16 protein-coding genes are annotated in these 17,386 nt (G+C 68.3%); 2 read left to right on the top strand and 14 right to left on the bottom strand.

All coding sequences use genetic code 11. The annotated features are described in order from the left end of the window. Positions 1-13: 13 nt before the first annotated feature. From ACIIOY_RS21245 to hemN, 5 genes are all read right to left on the bottom strand, one after another. Positions 14-1,300 carry a beta-ketoacyl-ACP synthase gene (locus ACIIOY_RS21245; protein ID WP_411036673.1) on the bottom strand — a complete coding sequence of 429 codons (1,287 nt, stop codon included), beginning with the start codon at positions 1,298-1,300 and terminating at the stop codon, positions 14-16. A 10-nt stretch (positions 1,301-1,310) separates the two neighbouring features. Next, positions 1,311-2,510 (bottom strand): beta-ketoacyl-ACP synthase, encoded by a 1,200-nt coding sequence (locus ACIIOY_RS21240; protein WP_411036672.1) that lies wholly within the window; start codon positions 2,508-2,510, stop codon positions 1,311-1,313. A gap of 2 nt (positions 2,511-2,512) precedes the next feature. Beyond that, positions 2,513-2,995, bottom strand: coding sequence for a 3-hydroxyacyl-ACP dehydratase FabZ family protein (locus tag ACIIOY_RS21235; RefSeq protein ID WP_411036671.1), 483 nt, complete (start codon positions 2,993-2,995; stop codon positions 2,513-2,515). 120 nt (positions 2,996-3,115) lie between these two features. After that, a complete protein-coding gene (locus ACIIOY_RS21230) occupies positions 3,116-3,400 on the bottom strand; it encodes an acyl carrier protein (protein ID WP_256115503.1) in 285 nt (94 codons plus the stop codon). Positions 3,401-3,524: 124 nt separating this feature from the next. Continuing rightward, positions 3,525-4,874 (bottom strand): oxygen-independent coproporphyrinogen III oxidase, encoded by a 1,350-nt coding sequence (gene hemN / locus ACIIOY_RS21225; RefSeq protein WP_411036670.1) that lies wholly within the window; start codon positions 4,872-4,874, stop codon positions 3,525-3,527. A 208-nt stretch (positions 4,875-5,082) separates the two neighbouring features. Between hemN and ACIIOY_RS21220 the strand changes: the two genes are divergently transcribed. Further along, positions 5,083-5,808 (top strand): Crp/Fnr family transcriptional regulator, encoded by a 726-nt coding sequence (locus ACIIOY_RS21220; protein ID WP_411036669.1) that lies wholly within the window; start codon positions 5,083-5,085, stop codon positions 5,806-5,808. Between the two features lie 37 nt (positions 5,809-5,845). On the opposite strand, the gene ACIIOY_RS21215 is transcribed toward ACIIOY_RS21220, so the two are convergent. From ACIIOY_RS21215 to ACIIOY_RS21190, 6 genes are all read right to left on the bottom strand, one after another. Next, a complete protein-coding gene (locus ACIIOY_RS21215) occupies positions 5,846-6,274 on the bottom strand; it encodes a L,D-transpeptidase (protein ID WP_411036668.1) in 429 nt (142 codons plus the stop codon). 264 nt (positions 6,275-6,538) lie between these two features. After that, positions 6,539-7,519, bottom strand: a complete 981-nt coding sequence (gene cbiB, locus ACIIOY_RS21210) for an adenosylcobinamide-phosphate synthase CbiB (protein WP_411036667.1) — start codon at positions 7,517-7,519, stop codon at positions 6,539-6,541. A 3-nt stretch (positions 7,520-7,522) separates the two neighbouring features. Further along, a complete protein-coding gene (cobD, locus tag ACIIOY_RS21205; RefSeq protein ID WP_411036666.1) occupies positions 7,523-8,530 on the bottom strand; it encodes a threonine-phosphate decarboxylase CobD in 1,008 nt (335 codons plus the stop codon). Continuing rightward, positions 8,527-9,834 carry a cobyrinic acid a,c-diamide synthase CobB gene (locus ACIIOY_RS21200; RefSeq protein ID WP_411036665.1) on the bottom strand — a complete coding sequence of 436 codons (1,308 nt, stop codon included), beginning with the start codon at positions 9,832-9,834 and terminating at the stop codon, positions 8,527-8,529. The genes cobD and ACIIOY_RS21200 overlap by 4 nt, the downstream gene beginning before the upstream one ends. Then, positions 9,831-10,673 carry a uroporphyrinogen-III C-methyltransferase gene (gene cobA, locus ACIIOY_RS21195; RefSeq protein WP_411036664.1) on the bottom strand — a complete coding sequence of 281 codons (843 nt, stop codon included), beginning with the start codon at positions 10,671-10,673 and terminating at the stop codon, positions 9,831-9,833. Before cobA ends, ACIIOY_RS21200 begins: the two co-directional genes overlap by 4 nt. After that, positions 10,673-11,149: a cobalamin biosynthesis protein gene (locus ACIIOY_RS21190; protein ID WP_411036663.1), complete on the bottom strand. Its 477-nt coding sequence runs from the start codon at positions 11,147-11,149 to the stop codon at positions 10,673-10,675. The genes cobA and ACIIOY_RS21190 overlap by 1 nt, the downstream gene beginning before the upstream one ends. Before the next feature lie 343 nt (positions 11,150-11,492). Between ACIIOY_RS21190 and ACIIOY_RS21185 the strand changes: the two genes are divergently transcribed. Further along, positions 11,493-12,278, top strand: coding sequence for a TSUP family transporter (locus ACIIOY_RS21185; protein ID WP_411036662.1), 786 nt, complete (start codon positions 11,493-11,495; stop codon positions 12,276-12,278). Between the two features lie 135 nt (positions 12,279-12,413). Here the strand turns inward: ACIIOY_RS21185 and cobO are convergent, their stop codons facing one another. Genes cobO through cobN form a run of 3 tightly spaced genes read right to left on the bottom strand, consistent with a single transcriptional unit; the run spans position 12,414 to position 17,384 of the window. Beyond that, on the bottom strand, positions 12,414-13,055 hold the full coding sequence (cobO, locus tag ACIIOY_RS21180; RefSeq protein WP_411036661.1) for a cob(I)yrinic acid a,c-diamide adenosyltransferase: 642 nt from the start codon (positions 13,053-13,055) through the stop codon (positions 12,414-12,416). A 1-nt stretch (position 13,056) separates the two neighbouring features. Continuing rightward, the gene (locus ACIIOY_RS21175; RefSeq protein ID WP_411036660.1) at positions 13,057-13,446 is read right to left on the bottom strand and encodes a GFA family protein; all 390 of its coding nucleotides are present in this window, start codon (positions 13,444-13,446) and stop codon (positions 13,057-13,059) included. Beyond that, complete coding sequence (cobN, locus tag ACIIOY_RS21170; protein WP_411036659.1) at positions 13,443-17,384, bottom strand: cobaltochelatase subunit CobN; 3,942 nt, start codon at positions 17,382-17,384, stop codon at positions 13,443-13,445. The genes ACIIOY_RS21175 and cobN overlap by 4 nt, the downstream gene beginning before the upstream one ends. Positions 17,385-17,386: the final 2 nt, after the last annotated feature.

The raw sequence follows: 17,386 nt of genomic DNA, 5'->3' as shown, positions 1-17,386 counted from the left end.
GGGCAAATTCCTATCAGGCGGGTTCCGCCGTCATGACGAGGCTGGCGTTCTGGCCGCCGAAGCCGAAGGAGTTGGAGAGAACCGCGGTGACGCGCGCGTCGCGCTTCACGTTCGGCACGACGTCGAGAAGGATCGTCGGGTCGGGGTTCTGGTAGTTGATGGTCGGCGGCAGGGTCCCGGTCAGCATGGTCTGGATGGAGAACACCGCCTCGACGGCACCCGCCGCCGTCAGCGTGTGCCCGATCATCGACTTGTTCGAGGAGACCGGAATGCCCGCCAGCCTGTCGCCGAAGACGGCCGACATGGAGAGGTACTCCATCTTGTCGTTCTCCGGCGTCGAGGTGCCGTGGGCGTTGATATAGCCGATGCCGCCCTCGTCGATGCCGGCGTCTTCCAGCGCCGCGCGGATCGTCGCGATGGCAGGCCCGCCGTCCGGCGAGGAGCGCGTGCGGTGGAAATGGTCCGCCTTCTCGCCGCAGCCCTTGAGGATGCCGAGCACCTTGGCGCCGCGGGCGACCGCCGATTCCAGCGATTCCAGGACGAGCGTCGCCGCGCCTTCGGCGATCACGAAGCCGTCGCGGTCCTTGCTGAAGGGCTTCGAGGCCCTGGTCGGCGGGTCGTTCTGCGTCGAGAGCGCCGAGAGCAGCGCGAAACGGATCAGCGCCTCGGCCGTCACCGAGCCGTCGGTGCCGACGGTCAGCGCCCGGTCGGTGCGGCCCTGGCGGATCGCCTCGACGCCGAGCTGGATGGCCGTCGCGCCGGAAGCGCAGGCGGTGGACAGCGTCACCGGCAGGCCGCGCGTGCCGTAGCGGTCGGAAAGCCGCTCGGAGATCGAACCGAAGGCCCAGGCCTCGTGCAGCGCCGGACTGGGATTTTCACGCAGCACGGCGAGGAAGCGGTCATAGGCATCGCCCGGGCGCTGCGAGGGCGGGGCGCGGTCGGCGAGCGCGAAACGGTCGCGCCAGTCCGGCTCGATCGGCGGGGCGGCGAGGAAGAGCGGACCGCCGAATTCGCCGGAAAGGCCGGCCTGCGCCAGGGCCTCGTCCGTCGTCTCGCGGGCATAGGCGTAGGAGCGCTCGACCGGGTTTTCGACGGGCACCTCGATGAAATCCACGGTGCCGGAAATGCGGGTGTTGAGCCCGTCGACCGGGAAGCGGGTGATGGCGTGGATGCCGGACACGCCGCCGGTGAGCGCCGTCCAGTTGTCCTTGAGCCCCTGCCCCAGCGAGGTGACGACGCCCATGCCGGTGACGGCGACGATGGGGCGACCGAGATGATCCCTGTATGCGGCTTTCGTCATGACCGGAACCTCACTTCTCTGCGACAAGGATGGCGACGCCCTCGCCGCGCGAATGACCGACCGTGGTGACGACGGCGGCCGCGGCAGGCGCGGTCATCGGCGTCTCGGCGGCCGTATCGAACGGGGCGACCTCGACGCCGGAGCCGAGCGTCAGCGCGGCGAGCGCCAGGCCGAGCGGGAACTGCGCTTCGAGAGACTGGCCGATGACGCCGCTGTAGCCGCGCACCGGGCTGCCGGAAAAGCGCCTGTCGAGCCAGGCCTTCTCGCGGGCGGTCGCATCATGCGCGCCGGACGCCCCGGAAAAGACCACGGTCCCGGCACCGGGCTCGGCGCCCTCGGCAAGACGTTCGAGACGCGCCTCCAGCCGGCCCTCGTCGCGCGCGCCGCGGTCGCCGCCGACCGCGTCGATCGTCGCGTAGATGCGCGCGCCGCGGGCTTCGGCATGCGCGCGGGATTCGAGGATGAGGAAGGCGGCGGCCGAGCCGGTGATGATGCCGCCGCCGGCCTTCTCGTCGCGCGACCAGAGCGGCGTCCAGCCGCCCGTCGCATGGGCGCCAATCGCTTCATAAAGCAGGATGACGTCCTGACGCTCGGCGACGAGCGCGCTGCCGACGAGCGTGTGCGTCGATTGTCCCGCGCGGATGCGGTGGAACGCCGTCTCGACGGCGCTGATGCCGGCGGCCTCCTCGCCCATGAAGGTGCGCGAGGAGCCGGTGACCTTGTGCACGATGGAGATGTTGCCGGCGAGCAGGTTGGAAAGCTGGGCGAGGAAGAGCGTGGGGCGCAGCTCCGTCGTCAGCTTCTCGTTGAGCAGGCGTTCGCGGTCGTTGCGCTTCAGGCCCTCGTCGACGATCAGCGAGTCGACATTGATGTCGCGCTCGCCGCCGCCCGCCGCCACGATCATGTCCATCGTGCCGCAGGCCTCCGCATCGTCCTTGAAGCCGGCATCGTCGAGCGCGAGGCCTGCGGCGAAGACGCCGAGGCGCTGCCAGTTCTCCATCTGGCGCTGGTCGCCGCGCTTGGGGATCTGCTGGTTCCAGTCGATCTCCGGCATCGGATGGACCGGATAGGGCGCGAAGCGCTCCGTCTCGATCTTCAGCTCGGGAGCCTTCGCCGCGCCGAGGATTTCCACATGGGCTTCGGCCCCGACACCGTGACAGGTGACGATGCCGACGCCGGTGATCACCACATCGTTGTTCGCCTTCGCCATCATCACTTCCCTTCAGCCGACGCCGCAAGCGCCTCGAACAAACCCACCTCGCCTGCGCGCCTGCGCACGATTTCCGCAAGCGGCACCTCGGCAAACGGCATGGTGCGCAGCTTCAGCTGCGCGTCGCACACCTTCTTGCCGGCCGACGAAATCCTCGCCTTCGTCACGGCGTAGCCCGATCCGTCATGCTCCAGCACGGCCTCGATGTCGAGCACCGCGTCGGGCTCGACGAAGGTGCGCATCTTGGCCCCGTCGACGCTCATCAGGAAGGGCATGGCGGCAAAATCGGTGGCCGCCAGCACGAGGAAGCCCGAGGCCTGCGCCATGGTCTCGATGAGAAGCACGCCCGGAACGAGCGGCATGCCGGGGAAATGCCCCTCGAAGACGGGGCTTTTCGAGGGCACGACGGAGCGGGCCGAAAGCACGCGGCGCGCGCCGTCGACGGCTTCCACCCGGTCGATCATCTGGAAATATTCTAGCAGCATCGGAATATGCCTCCGGCGGGTTCCGGAAATCGAAAGGCCTGCCGAAGACGGCAGGCCGAAAGCCCCTTGCACCGGGATGGTCCGGGACAAGGCCGCCGGGCGGCGGCCGGGCGCCGTGCGTCAGGCCTTGGCGGCCCGCAGTTCGTCGATCTTCGCGCAGAGGTTCTTCAGGACGAAATACTCCTCCGTCGCGACCTTGCCTTCGTTGACTTCCTGCGTCCACTGTTCCAGCGGGATCTTGATGCCGAATTCCTTGTCGATCGCGAAGACGATGTCGAGGAAGTCCAGGCTGTCGATGCCGAGATCGTCGATGGTGTGGCTGTCCGGCGTGATCGTCTCGCGATCGATCTCGCTGGTTTCAGCAATGATGTCGGCAACCTTGTCGAATGTAGCAGTCACGCCCATACCTCATGAATCTATAGTCGGGCGATCCTATATGGAAATCCGATGCGATTGCCAATGGGGTTGATGAGGGACCAGCATGATCCGCGAGGCTGTGTTGCACGCGCAACAGGGCCGCAACCGCCGGTCAGACCGCAATCGAGTGCCGCCCGCGGCCGCTTGCAAGATGTGCGTCGAAGACCGCGGCGACGGTGCGCGCGAACGGCCGGCCCGTCGCCGTCAGCAGGAACCTTTCCCCCTCGATGCGGCAGAGGCCGTCCCTGTCCAGCGCGGCGAAGCCGCCCGCTTCCGCCCTGACGGCGCCGGCGAAGGCGGGGTGCCGCGCGGCGAGTTCCGCAAAGGAGAAGCCGAAATCGCACATCACCTTCTCGATGACCCAGGCGCGGGCGCGGTCCTCCCCGGTCAGCGCGTAGCCGCGCACCACGGCAAGGCCCCCCTCCTCCACGCGGCGGAGGTATTCGCCGGTCGCCGGCATGTTCTGGAAATAGCCCTGCGGCAGCTGGCCGATGGCGGACGCGCCGAGGCCGATCAGCGCATCGGCCTGGTCGTCCGTATAGCCCTGGAAGTTGCGGCGCAGCGAGCCGTTCCGGGCCGCCATGGCGAGCCTGTCCCCCGGCAGGGCGAAATGGTCGATGCCTATCCCCTCGTAGCCGGCGGCCACCAGCATCTCCGCCGCCATGTTCATCTGGGCGAAACGCGCCACGACGCCGGGCAGCGCCGCCTCGTCGATCATCGTCTGGTGCTTCTTCATCCACGGCACGTGGGCATAGCCGAAGAGCGCGATGCGGTCGGGGCTGAGCGAAACGACCGCGCGGACGGTCTCCGCCAGCGTCTCCATCGTCTGGTACGGCAGGCCGTAGAGGATGTCGCAGTTCACCGAGCGCACGCCCCTCGCCCGCGCCGCCTCCACCACGCCGCGCGTCTGCTCGAAGGTCTGGATGCGGTTGATCGCCTTCTGCACCCTGGGATCGAAATCCTGGATGCCGAGGCTGGCGCGCGTCATGCCGATTGCGGCGAGCGCGTCGTGGCGCGCCTCGTCGAGATCGTTCGGATCCATCTCCACGGAGATTTCCGCATCGGGCGCGAAGTTGAAATTCCGATCGAGACAGGCTCTCAGCGCCGCCATGTCGTTTGGCCGCAGCATGGTCGGCGAGCCGCCGCCGAAATGCAGCGCCGTCACCGGCGCCTCCCGCGCCACCCGGCCGCCGACGGCCGCGATTTCGGCATGCAGGCCCTTCAGATAGGCTTCGACGGGCTCGTAGCGCAGCGTCTGCTTGGTATGACAGGCACAGAACCAGCAGAGCCGGTCGCAATAGGGAACATGCACATAGAGCGACAGGCGATTCTTCCGCCCCAGCGCCGCAAGGCACTCCGCATAGGCCTCCGACCCGATACTTTCGTCGAAATGCGGGGCGGTCGGATAACTTGTATACCGCGGAACCGGCGACGAAAGGCGTTCTACGAGTGCGTCCTGCATGGTCATCTCCCTGGTCGCAGAGGAAATACCTCCGAAACGGGACCTGCCATTTGATTTTGATCAAGTGAAAGCCCGAATGCCTGCGTTACGATTTGACAATAGTCAGGAAGCGCTATTTTGCCGCGAGGCGGCACGCTTTATGTTCATGCCTGCGTGCGATACACGGCATCACCCGCGTCGTTGGCCGCCAGGCGAAAGGAAAGCCGATATGGAAATTCGCCGCCAAGATATCCATAGTTCCGACATTCCGCTCGTCTGCCGGGCCTGCGAAGCCCGCCATGGCGGTGTTTGCGGCGTGCTGACGCCCGAGCAGCTGACCGAACTCAACAAGCACTCCTCCCGCCACCGCCTGCAAAGCGGCGCCGAGGTCATCGGCCAGGGCGAGACGGTGGTGAACTATTCCAACATCATGCGCGGCGTGGTGAAGCTGACCAAGGTGATGGCGGACGGCCGCCAGCAGATCGTCGGCCTGCAATTCGCCCCCGACTTCCTCGGCCGTCCCTTCATCGAGGAAAGCGCGATCACCGCGGAGGCGGCCACCGAAAGCGAAGTCTGCAATTTTCCGCGCAACGTGCTCGACCGGCTGGTCAAGAGGACGCCGGAACTCGAGCACAAGCTGCACCGGCAGGCGCTGAAGGAGCTGGACGAGGCACGCGACTGGATGCTGACGCTCGGCCGCAAGACGGCGCAGGAGAAGGTTGCAAGCTTCCTTTACCTCATCGCCACCCATATCGACCCCGAAAGCGTCGACATGTCGGCCTTCGAGCTGCCGCTGTCGCGCGCCGACATCGCCGACTTCCTCGGGCTGACGATCGAGACCGTCAGCCGGCAGTTCACCAAGCTGCGCAAGGAAAACGTCATCCGCATCGAGAACAACCGGCACGTCACCGTTCCCGACATGGACCGTCTGATGCGCTACGCCGGCAACGACTGAGGCCTGCGAGCGCATTCCCGCGCTTTTGCCGGACCGTCTAGCGGGTGATGACGATGCGCGTGTTGGAGAGCCCGTGGCGGTTCGCCAGCTGATAGAAGGTCGCCGCATCGTTCGGCGAAAGCCGCACGCAGCCATGGGACGCCGGGCGGCCGAGGCGCCTGGTCTCATAGGTCGCGTGCACCGCATAACCTCCCTTGAAGAAGATCGCATAAGGCATCGGCGCGTTGTTGTACTTGCGCGAGCGGTGATTGCGCGAGGCCCATTTCGCCGACCAGCTGCCCGTCGGCGTGCCGTAGCCCTTGCGGCCCGTCGATACCCGCCAGCGGTGCTTCACCACGCCATTGTGAGTAACGACCATGGTTTGCGAAGAAATGTTGATCCGGGCGATCAGATTGGCGGAAAGTGCGGTCTGGGCTTGGAACAATACAAGAAGGAGTGCGATCGCGGTCGCAAACAAGATACGCATGACTTCCCCTCTATTGATTTATGGACAGCTTCAACGTCCTGTCTCACGGCGAGACAGGATATAGACGTTCCAGCCCGCCGCAATATTGCCCGCAGATGAGAAGGAAAACGAAGTTAAGCCGTAAACTTTTATTGAACGCCGGACGAGGCGGGATACTCACGCCCCATGAAAATCCGTCGCCTCGCAAATAGATCGAGAACCAGAAGGATGCCGGCGGCAGCCTTGTCCACGACAGAGGCAGAAAACTGTAGCCCGCCGCTGCGGTTATAGTACGGCCGCGCAAAGCCCCAGGAGCAGCACCGCGGCGGCGAGGGCGGCGCAGGCGGCGGAGAAGATGCGCAGCGACAGGTCGATGTCGGCGACGGTCGCGACGGTGCGGCCGGCCGCGTTCATCATCGGCTCGTCGACGCGCGCGCCGCCATAGATGCGCGGGCCGGCAAGGCCGATGCCGAGCGCACCGGCCATCGCCGCCTCCGGCCAGCCGGAATTGGGCGAGCGGTGCAGGCCCGCATCGCGCAGCGCCGTTCCGATCGCCGCCCGCGCCGCCGCCCTGCCCTTCGCCGCCCGGGCGCCGGCGGCGATGAGAAGGATCGAGAGGCGCGCGGCCGGCCAGTTGGCAAGGTCGTCGAGACGCGCGGAGGCCCAGCCGAAATCGAGGTATTTGGCGTTCTTGTGGCCGATCATCGAATCGGCCGTGTTCAGCATCTTGTAGGTAAAGAGACCCGGCAGGCCGAAGAGCACATACCAGAAGGCCGGGGCGACGACGCCGTCGGAAAAGTTCTCCGCGAGGCTTTCGATGCCGGCGCGGCACACGGCCGGCTCGTCCAGCGTCGCCGGATCGCGGCCGACGATCATCGAGACGGCCCGCCGCCCGCCGTCGAGCCCCTCCTCCTTCAGGCCGGTCGAGACGGCACGCACGTGATCGTGAAGGCTCTTCTGCGCAAGGAAAACGGCGACGATGACGGCCTCCAGGAATGCACCGAAAAGCCCGAAGGGTGCGAGGATCCGGTGCAGCAGGAAGCCGAGGAAGACGCTGGCGGCAAGGAGCACGGCGATACCGGCCGCGCCGTTGAAGCGCTTGGTGTCGGCAGAAAGCCGCCTTTCGTTGAAAAGCCCGTCCATCATGCCGATCGCCCGGCCGAACAGCACGACCGGATGCGGCACATGCCGCCAGATCCTGTCCGGATCGCCGACGAGGCGGTCCAGCACGAGCGCGAGGAAGAGGATGAAGAACGTCTCGGCCATCGCTCAGTTCACCACATCCGCCAGCGCCGCGGCAAGCCGTGCATCGGCGGCGGCGTCCGGCGCAAGCCCGAAGCGCAGCCAGCGGGGATCGTAGTCGAAGGATCGCACGAGGACATGGCGACGGCAAAGCCCCTCGTGAACGGCCGCCGCCCCGGCATGCTCGACGAGCGAGAAGAGGCCGGTGCCGCCGGCGACCGCAAGCCCCGCTCCGCAAAGCACGGCATCGAGCGCCGCCTTGCGTGCCTCGATGGACCGGCGCACAGCGGACGTATCGGACGCCATCAGCCTTGCCGCGATCGTCAGCGCCGGCCCCGACACCGCCCAGGGACCGAGCCAGTCCTCGATGCGATCGAGGACCGCCGTCTCGCCGACCGCGAAACCGAGGCGCAGGCCCGCGAGGCCGAAGAACTTGCCGAAGGAACGGAATACGAGCAGGCCGGGCATTCCCTCGCCCGCAAGCGGGGCGATGCAGTCTTCCGGACGCATGTCGCCGAAGGCCTCGTCGACGACGAGGAGGCCGCCGCGCGCCGAAACGCGGGCGTGGAGATCGCGCAGCCGATCGCGCGGGAAAAGCCGGCCGTCGGGATTGTTCGGATTGACGACGACCACGAGGCCGTGCGCATCGGTCACGCCGTCGAGGCTGGCGATGCCGTCCACCGCGACGCCGGCATTGCCGAGCACGCGGACATATTCGCCATAGGTCGGGGAGAGCACGGCCGCACGGCGCCCCGCGGCAACGAAGCGCGGCAGGAGCTGGATGACCGACTGGGTGCCCGGAACGGGGAGCGGCAGGGCGTTCGGCGTGCCGTAATAGCGGGCGGCAGCGGCGCGGGCCGCATCCTGCCGGTGTCGGTCCGGCAGGCGGTGCCAGGCGGCGGCGTCGACCTCGGGAACGGCGACGGGATTGGGGTTGATGCCGGTGGAAAGGTCCAGCCAGTCCTCCGGCCGGCCGCCGAAACGGGCGGCGGCAGCGGCGATGCCGCCGCCATGGGCGATGCGCGGCGCCGTCATGCCGCCTCCGGCGCAAGGTCGATCAGGTGCATGTAGGAACCGCTGACATTGCCGCGGCAAAGGCCGGCCTCGCCCAGATCCTCCCCCATGGCATCCGTGACGGCGAAGAGGCGGTCGGCCTCCCCCTCCTCGACGACGGTCGAATAGTGGAATTCGTGCGCCGTCATCGGCGCGGCGAAGCCGGAGCCCGCAAGCGGCACGACGCGGCGATAACCGAGGTGACGGCGCCGCTCGGCAAAGCTGGTGACGAGCGGCAGGAGGCCGAGCATGCCGTAACGGGACCCGTCCGCCGCAACCAGAGCCTCCCCCAGAGTCATGTAGCCCCCGCATTCGCCGTAGATGCGCGCGCCGCGCCGCGCGGCCGCCTCCATTCCCATACGGAAACGGCCGGCATTGGCAAGTCTCGCCGCGTGCAGCTCGGGATAGCCGCCGGGCATGTAGACCGCGTCGGCATCTTCGGCAGGCGCCTCGTCGGCAAGGGGCGAGAAGAAGGAAAGGCCTGCCCCCGCCGCACGCCAGCCCAGCAGCAGATGTTCGTAGGTGAAGGCGAAGGCCTGATCGCGGGCGATCGCGATGCGCTGGCCGAGCGGCGGCAGGCGCAGGACGGGAGGCGCAGGCTGCCCGGCGGGGCGGCCCGCAGCCACCGCGACGAGCCGTTCGAGGTCGCAGCGGCCCGCGACGACCTCCGCCGCGTGGGCGATGAACGCCTGGAGCGCGCCGTGCTCGCCGGCCTGCACGAGGCCGAGATGGCGTTCGGGCAGGCTCAGGGCCGGGTCGCTTCGCAGCACGCCGAAAATCTCGATGCCGCCCGCCTCCAGCGCACCGCGCAGCATCGCCTCGTGCCGGGCGCTGCCGACCTTGTTGAGGATGGCGCCCGCGACGCGGATGTCGCTGCGGAAATCCCGGTAGCCTCTCATGAGCGCGGCGACGGACTGCGACATGCGGCTGCAATCGACGACGAGCACGACCGGCAGGCCGAGCATCGCCGCCAGATCGGCCGGCGCGCCGGTGCCGTCGGCGGCCCCGTCGAAGAGTCCCATCATCGCCTCGATGAGCAGGAAATCCCCCTCGCCGGCCTCGATGGCGGCGTTCGCCCGGATGAGCTGCGGGCGCATGGCCCAGGGATCGTAGTTGAGGCAGGCCTTGCGGCTGGCGGCGGCGTGGAACGCCGGATCGATGTAGTCGGGGCCCGCCTTGCCCGGAACGAGGCGCACGCCGGCATCGGCCAGCGCCCGCGCGAGGCCCAGCGTCACCGTCGTCTTGCCGGAGCCGGAGGCGGGCGCGGCGATGAGCAGTCCGCTCATGCCGGATCCTTCAGCGCACGCGCGCCGAACGGGTCGGGCGACAGCTTGCGTCCCGCCGTCAACGCGCCGAGCCAGTCGAGCGAGGAACGCAGGCGCACGACCTCCCCGACGACCACGATGGCGGGAGGCTCGATGCCGGCGGCCTCGGCATCCGCCTGCGCATGCGCGAGCGTCGTTTCCAGCACCTGCTGCCCGTCGGTCGCGGCATTGCAGACGAAGGCGACGGGCTCGTCCGGCGAACGGCCGCCGGCGATGAGATTGGCGGCGATCTGGCCGATATGCTTCATCGCCATGTACATGACGATGACGGGCGAGCCCCTGGCGATGCCTTCCCAATCGATGCGGTCCGGCACGAGGCCGGATGAATCGTGGCCGGTGAGGAAGGTGACCGCGTGGTTGACCTCGCGGTGGGTGACCGGAATGCCGGCATAGGCAAGGCCGCCGATGCCCGCCGTGATACCCGGCACGATGCGGAAGGGAATGCCGTGCTCGATCAGCGTCAGCGCCTCCTCGCCGCCGCGCCCGAAGACGAAGGGATCGCCGCCTTTCAGCCGGAGAACGCGGTGGCCGGCACGGGCCAGCTCGACGAGCCGGAGCGAGATGTCCCGCTGCTTGTGCGACGGCTTTCCGCCGCGTTTTCCGGCAAATTCCAGGACGGCACCCGGCCGCGCCAGCGACAGGCAGTCGGCGTTGACCAGAGCGTCGTGCACGATGACATCGGCCTGCTGCAGCGCATTGGCGGCGTGCAGCGTCAGGAGGCCCGGATCGCCCGGCCCCGCCCCTACGAGCCAGACGCTGCCTCTTTCCATCGGCGGCAGGACGGAGAAGAGGGCTTGCATCAGGCGTGCTCCCGGCTTGAATCGGAATGCGAAGGAGCAAAACCTTGCGCGGAGGAAACGTCTGCAAGCGATTGGAACGACTCTGCGACCGCCACCGTCGCATGGGCGGACTTCGTCTTCTCCACGACCAGCCGCCCGCCCGCCCCCGCCTGCGCCAGAGCGGCCGCTTCGGCAACGCCGTGGCAACCCGCATGGGCAAAGACGAGGTCGGAGGGATTGGCAAGACGGGGCGTCTCGGCTTCGAGCCTTGCGGCCGGGAAGGTCACGAGCGGGACGGAAAAGTGCCGCGCCACCGCATGCATCGCCGGCTCGCCGGCGCGTACATCCAGCGTCGCGACGAAGGCGACGTCCCCGGGACGGGCGACGACCGAAGCGGCGAGACCGACGAGCTCGGCGGGCGGCGTGCCGCGTTCGCAGCCGAGGCCGACGACCAGCGATCGTTGTCCGGTATCCGGTGATGGAGCCTCAGCATGCATGGCAGTCTCTCGCAGATTTCCGCGCGAAAGGGCCCGGCCTTGCCGTTTCCGACGGTTCCGGATGAAGCCCCTTCCTGGTCGGCCGCACCGGACACCGCTCGGCCCGCCTCGCGGGCACCGTCGCTCCGTCTTTAGTACCGGAGGGCGGCAGGCCGGTCAAACCGGATTGCGGCACCGGACGCGCCGGATGCGGCACGCCTCTTCTGGCGGGCCGGCCGGGTTGCCCGATCCCTGTCGCGCGGCGCAGGAACCGCCCGATGTCGACGGCGGGCTTTGCTTTTGCCGCACAGTCTGACAGAAGAGCAACCGACTTCCTCCCGCTGCCTGCTTCCCGAGTCCCGCCTTGGCCGATATCGCCCTTCACGTCCTGATCCTCCTGTTCCTTGCCGCCTTCCTCGCCGGCTTCATCGATTCCATTGCGGGCGGCGGCGGCATGATCACCATTCCGGCCATGCTGCTCGCCGGCATTCCGCCCTTGGAAACGCTCGGCACCAACAAGCTGCAATCGCTCTTCGGCTCGGGCTCGGCGACGCTCGCCTATGCCCGCGCCGGCCATGTCCGGCTCGGCGAGCAATTGCCGATGGCGGCGCTCTCGGCGCTCGGATCGGTGTTCGGCGCGCTGCTGGCGACGGTGGTCCCGGGCGACGTGCTGAAGATCGTGCTGCCCTTCCTGCTGGTGGCGATCGCGGTCTATTTCGGGCTGAAGCCGAATATCGGCGATGTCGACAAGCACCGCCGCATGAGCGTCCTCCTCTTCACCGTCACCATCGTTCCGCTGATCGGCTTCTACGACGGCGTGTTCGGCCCCGGCACCGGATCGTTCTTCATGCTGGCCTTCGTGACGCTCGCGGGCTTCGGCGTCCTCAAGGCGACCGCGCACACGAAGCTCCTGAACTTCGGCTCCAATCTCGGCGCCTTCGTCGTCTTCATCCTCTACGGCGTCGTCCTGTGGAAGGTCGGCCTCGCCATGGGCGCCGGCCAGTTCCTCGGCGCGCAGGCCGGCTCGCGCGTGGCGATGAGGAACGGCGCGAAGGTCATCAAGCCGCTCCTCGTTGTCACCTCCATCGCGCTCGCCATCCGCCTGATGGCCGATCCGGGCCATCCGATCCGGGTGTGGATGGGGTGGTGACGCCGCCCCTCATCCCCCTGCCGGGACCTTCTCCCCGCAAGCGGGGAGAAGGAGGAAAACGGCGAGCCCAGCGTGCCTCTCCCCGGTTGCGGGAAGAGGATGCCGGCAGGCAGGTGAGGGGCAAACGCCCTCCCCTCAGTATTCCACGCCCTGCTGCGCCTTGATGCCCGAGCGGAACGGGTGCTTCAGGAGCTCCATCTCGGTCGCGAGGTCCGCGATCTCGATCAGTTCCTCCTTGGCGTTGCGGCCCGTCAGCACGACATGGGTCATGTAGGGCTTCTCGGTCTTCAGGAAGTCGATCACCTCGCCCACGTCGATATAGTCGTAGCGCAGCGCGATGTTGATCTCGTCGAGCAGCACCATGGAGTTGCGCTCGTCGCGGATCAGTTCCTTCGCCTTTTCCCACGCCTTCTTAGCCATCGCCACGTCGCGGGCGCGGTCCTGCGTCTCCCAGGTGAAGCCTTCGCCGAGCGTGTGGAACTGGCAGAGGTCGGAGAAATGCGCCTCGATGAGGTCGCGCTCGCCCGTCGCCATGGCGCCCTTGATGAACTGCACCACCGCACAGGGCTTCCTGTGCGCGATGTGCCGGAAGATCATGCCGAAGCCGGCGGTCGACTTGCCCTTGCCCTTGCCGGTGTGGACGATGATCAGGCCCTTCTCGTCCGTCTTCGTCGCCATGATCTTCTCGCGCGCCTGCTTCTTCTTCGCCATCTTCTCCGCGTGGCGGGCGAGCTCGGCCTCGTTCATGCCGGCGGTTTCGTCGTGATCGTCTGTCATGTCAGCCTTCCCGTTTCGGCAGGTCGTCCTCGCAGTGCAGCCAGGAGACCCGCTCATTCCAATATCCGTGCTGGGTGATTTCGATGCCCGCCGCGTCGTCGAGCGTGGCGACATAGAGGTCGATGATGCCGGGCCGCTTGTCGGTCTCGTAGCTCATCGGCGAGCCGCAATTGCCGCAGAAGCCGCGCCGCACGCCCGGCGAGGACGCATAGTGCCGCAGTGTGTCTCCCCTGAACGCGACATCCTTGCCGGCAACACAGAAGAAGGTCGTGACCGGCGAGGACGTGGCGCGCCGGCAGCTCTCGCAGTGGCAGTGGCCGGTGCTGACGATGTCGCCGGAAACCGAAAATGTCAGCGACCGGCAAAGGCAACGACCGGTGAGATCCGTCACGATGCCCTCCTCCTGCCGAGCATGTCGAGCTCGTAGCGCGCCGAATTCGAGCGCGGCGTCCAGAGGCCGCGGTCGATCGCCTCGGCGAAGCGTGCCGCCATCTCGGCGAGCGCGGCGGGGTTTTTGTCCCGCAGGAAGTCTCGCACCCGCTCGTCCAGCACATAGGCCCGGTAGGCCGCCTCGAAATGATGGTCCTTCACCGCGCCGGTCGTGGCGGCGAAGGCGAACATGAAATCGACCGTCGCGGCGATCTCGAAGGCGCCCTTGTAGCCGTGGCGTATGACGCCCTCGATCCATTTCGGATTGACGACGCGGGCGCGCACGACGCGGCCGATCTCGTCCTCTAGCGTGCGCACGACGGGTTTTTCCGGCCGCGACAGGTCGTTGTGGTAGACGGCGGGCTGCCGGCCCGACAGGTGCTCCGCGGCGGCCGCCATGCCGCCCTCGAACTGGTAGTATTCGTCGCTGTCGAGCAGGTCGTGCTCGCGGCTGTCCTGGTTCTGGATGACCGCCTGCAAGCTCCTCATGCGCGCCTCCAGCCGCTCGCGCATCGGCACGCCGTCGCTTGTCCCGTCATAGGCGTGCGCGCCCCAGGCGAGCCAGGCTTCGGCAAGGTCGCCGCGCTCGCTCCAGAGCCCCTCGTCCACCATCGTCTGGAGGCCGGCGCCGTAGCCGCCGGACTTCGCGCCGAAGATGCGGAAGCCCGCGGCCCGCGCCGCGTCCGCCTCGGACGCGCCTTTCGCCGCAAGGGCCGCGGCTTCCGCGCGCATGCGGGCGGCGATGGGGTTGTCCGCATCGTCCTCGTCCAGCGCGCCGACGGCGCGCACGGCCCGGTCGAAGAGCGCGATCTGCTCCGGGAAGGCATCGCGGAAGAAGCCGGAAATGCGTAAGGTCACGTCGACGCGCGGGTGGCGCAGCACGGCGGTCGGGATGATCTCGAAGCCGGTGACGCGGCGCGAGGCCATGTCCCAGGTGGGCCTGACGCCGATCAGCGCCATCGCCTGGGCGATGTCGTCGCCGCCGGTGCGCATGTTGGAGGTTCCCCAGGCGGTGATGCCGAAGGACGTCGGCCATTCGCCGTGGTCCTGCGCATAGCGGGCGACGATGAGTTCGGCCGATTTCCGGCCGAGCTCCCAGGCGGCGGGCGTCGGCACGGCGCGGCTGTCGACGGAGTAGAAGTTGCGCCCGGTCGGCAACACGTCCGGCCGCCCGCGCGTCGGCGCGCCGGAGGGGCCCGGCTCGATGAAGCGGCCGTCGAGGCCGCGCATCAGCGCTTCGATCTCCGCCGGGCCGCAGGCGGCGATGGCCGGGCGGATCGTCGTATCGACGGTGTCGAGCACGACGCGGGTAGCGTGCCAGTCCGGCGGGCAGGCAAGCGTGCCCTCCACCAGCCTTGCGGCCAGCAGCTCGATGCGCTCCACCGTATCGCCCTTGCTGCGCCAGGGAGCGCCGGACTGTTCGGCGAGGATCTGCGGACGCGGGCCGGTCCACGGGTCGGAAGGGATGCAATCGAGCGGGTCGAAGGCATTCTCCCGTCTCCCCCCTTGCGGGGAAGATGTCGCCGAAGGTGACAGAGGGGGGTGACTCCCCGACCTCGTCGCCCAGGGATCATCCGCAGAATGTGCCGCACCACCCCGCTCTGTCGGCTCCGCCGACATCTCCCCCGCAAGGGGGGAGACGGGGGAATGCCGCACCGACTCCGCAAAGGACGGCACCCCGCCAAACGCATCCGCCGCGATCGCCCGTTGCAGGCTCGCATCGCCGCCCTCGCCGAGGCCGCGCGGCACGCGGGCGAGCGCGAGGGTGAGGTCCGTGAGGAGCCGCCCCTCGGGCGAGACGCCGAAGACGTGCAGCCCGTCGCGGATCTGCATCTCCTTGAGGTCGCAGAGATAGGCGTCGAGCTTCTGGAGCGCGGCCGTCTCGCCGTCGGAGGGGGCGATGCCGGCATCGCGGTCGAGGCCGATGTCGCGCACGAGGTCGAGGATCTGCTTCGACAGCAGCCTTATGCGCCGCGGATCGCCGCCGGACGCGTCGTAATATTCGTCGACCAGCGCTTCGAGGTCCTTGAGCGGCCCATAGGTTTCCGCCCGCGTGAGCGGCGGCGTCAGGTGGTCGACGATGACGGCGGCGGAGCGGCGCTTGGCCTGCGTGCCCTCGCCCGGATCGTTGACGATGAACGGATAGAGATGCGGCAGCGGGCCGAGCACGGCTTCCGGATAGCAGGCTTCCGAGAGCGCCAGGGCCTTGCCCGGCAGCCATTCGAGATTGCCGTGCTTGCCCATGTGCACGATGGCATGGGCGCCGTAATCGAGGCGCAGATAGGCGTAGAAGGCGAGGTAGCCGTGCGGCGGCACGAGGTCCGGCGAATGGTAGGTGTCCTTCGGATCGATGTTGTAGCCGCGCGCCGGCTGGATGCCGACCAGCGTCCCGCCGAAACGGGCGAGCGGCAGGGCGAAGACGTCGCCCGTGACGAACGGGTCGTCCTCCGGCGCACCCCAGCGGGCCGTCATCTCTTCCTGAACCCTTATGGGAAGGGAGGAGAAGAACGATTTGTAATCGCTCATTGAAAGCGTCTCGCGGATTTCGCGGCCATCGCGCGCGGCATTGGTCGGTCCGGCCATCAGGTGGGCGATCAGCGCATCGCCGTCGGCCGGCAGATCGGCGACCGGGTAGCCTTCCGCCGCCATGGCGCGCAGCACTTCCATGGTCCCGGCGGGCGTGTCGAGGCCGACGCCGTTGCCGAGGCGGCCGTCGCGGTTCGGATAGTTCGCCAAGACGATGGCGATGCGGCGTCCGGCCGGTTCCGCGCGCCGCAGCCGCGCCCAGCCGGCGGCGAGTTTCGCCACGAAACGGATGCGGTCCCCGGCCGGATCGAGCCCGACGATGTTCGTCTCGACGCGCTCGTCGTAGCGCGCGGCCGCCTTGAAGGAGACGGCACGGGAGAGCACGCGGCCGTCGACCTCCGGCAGGGAGACGTTCATGCCGAGATCGCGCGCCGTCAGCCCCTGCCCCGAGGCCTCCCAGGCCTCGCGCGAGGAGCCGGAGAAGACGACCTGCAGGACGGGCGCGCCCGTCTCGTCGAGCACGGTCGGCTTGCGGTTCGCGCCGGGGGCGGAGACGGCGAAACTCGTGGCGTTCAGCACGACCTCCGGCCGGGCCGCCGCGAAGGCGGCGCGAACCGTTTCGATGGACACCGGCTCCTTGAGGCTGGAGACGAACAGCGGCAGCGCGCGCACCCCCTCGGCGGCAAGCGCCTCGATCAGCATCTCGACGGGCCGCGTCTCGCCGCTCTGGACATAGGCGCGGTAGAAGCAGATGGCGGCGGTCGGGGGCGTGGTGCGCGCGATACCCGCTACCGCCAGCTTTTCCCACGTGGCGACGTCGACCACACCCCGTCCCGGCCACCAGATGCCGGCCTTTTCCAGCGGCATCGCCGGCTCCGGCTTCTCGCCGCCGAAGACCAGGGCGTCCGCATAGGCGAGGAACCGCTCCGCGTTCTCCGCACCGCCCTCGTTGAGGTAGGCCCAGAGACGTTGCCGGTCGTCCTCCCCTATGCGGTTGAAGGGGATGAGGCCCTCGTCCGGCCGGTCGTCGCCGGGGAGCGCCACGAGCCTGATGCCGTTCTCGACCGCCGTCGCCAGCAGGGCCTCCAGCACGTAGCGGAAATAGCTGGCGCCGCCGAGGGCGCGGATGACGATCAGCTTCGCATGGCGCGCCGTGCGCTCGATGTAGGTATCGACCGACATCGGATGGGACAGCGCCGCGAGGCTGGCGAGGCGCAGGCGCGTGCCGGTCTTGCGTGCGCGGTGGGCGGCGGCGATGGCGGCAAGTTCCGTATCGGCGGCGGAGAGGAAGAGGACGTCGCCCGGCGTCTGGCCGAGGTCGATCGCTTCCCTGCCGTCGGCGATGGTGCCCTTCTGGGCTAAGAGGAGGTGCATGC

Source organism: Shinella agrisoli (genome assembly GCF_046557955.1).
Classification (GTDB): domain Bacteria; phylum Pseudomonadota; class Alphaproteobacteria; order Rhizobiales; family Rhizobiaceae; genus Shinella.
This window is presented reverse-complemented; position numbering and strand designations above follow the sequence as displayed.

What these genes read in the sequence shown, in the direction of transcription:
- ACIIOY_RS21245 (WP_411036673.1), bottom strand. Translation starts at nt 1,300, where the DNA reads ATGACGAAAGCCGCATACAGGGATCATCTCGGTCGCCCCATCGTCGCC.
- ACIIOY_RS21240 (WP_411036672.1), bottom strand. Translation starts at nt 2,510, where the DNA reads ATGGCGAAGGCGAACAACGATGTGGTGATCACCGGCGTCGGCATCGTC.
- ACIIOY_RS21235 (WP_411036671.1), bottom strand. Translation starts at nt 2,995, where the DNA reads ATGCTGCTAGAATATTTCCAGATGATCGACCGGGTGGAAGCCGTCGAC.
- ACIIOY_RS21230 (WP_256115503.1), bottom strand. Translation starts at nt 3,400, where the DNA reads ATGGGCGTGACTGCTACATTCGACAAGGTTGCCGACATCATTGCTGAA.
- hemN (WP_411036670.1), bottom strand. Translation starts at nt 4,874, where the DNA reads ATGCAGGACGCACTCGTAGAACGCCTTTCGTCGCCGGTTCCGCGGTAT.
- ACIIOY_RS21220 (WP_411036669.1), top strand. Translation starts at nt 5,083, where the DNA reads ATGGAAATTCGCCGCCAAGATATCCATAGTTCCGACATTCCGCTCGTC.
- ACIIOY_RS21215 (WP_411036668.1), bottom strand. Translation starts at nt 6,274, where the DNA reads ATGCGTATCTTGTTTGCGACCGCGATCGCACTCCTTCTTGTATTGTTC.
- cbiB (WP_411036667.1), bottom strand. Translation starts at nt 7,519, where the DNA reads ATGGCCGAGACGTTCTTCATCCTCTTCCTCGCGCTCGTGCTGGACCGC.
- cobD (WP_411036666.1), bottom strand. Translation starts at nt 8,530, where the DNA reads ATGACGGCGCCGCGCATCGCCCATGGCGGCGGCATCGCCGCTGCCGCC.
- ACIIOY_RS21200 (WP_411036665.1), bottom strand. Translation starts at nt 9,834, where the DNA reads ATGAGCGGACTGCTCATCGCCGCGCCCGCCTCCGGCTCCGGCAAGACG.
- cobA (WP_411036664.1), bottom strand. Translation starts at nt 10,673, where the DNA reads ATGCAAGCCCTCTTCTCCGTCCTGCCGCCGATGGAAAGAGGCAGCGTC.
- ACIIOY_RS21190 (WP_411036663.1), bottom strand. Translation starts at nt 11,149, where the DNA reads ATGCATGCTGAGGCTCCATCACCGGATACCGGACAACGATCGCTGGTC.
- cobO (WP_411036661.1), bottom strand. Translation starts at nt 13,055, where the DNA reads ATGACAGACGATCACGACGAAACCGCCGGCATGAACGAGGCCGAGCTC.
- cobN (WP_411036659.1), bottom strand. Translation starts at nt 17,384, where the DNA reads ATGCACCTCCTCTTAGCCCAGAAGGGCACCATCGCCGACGGCAGGGAA.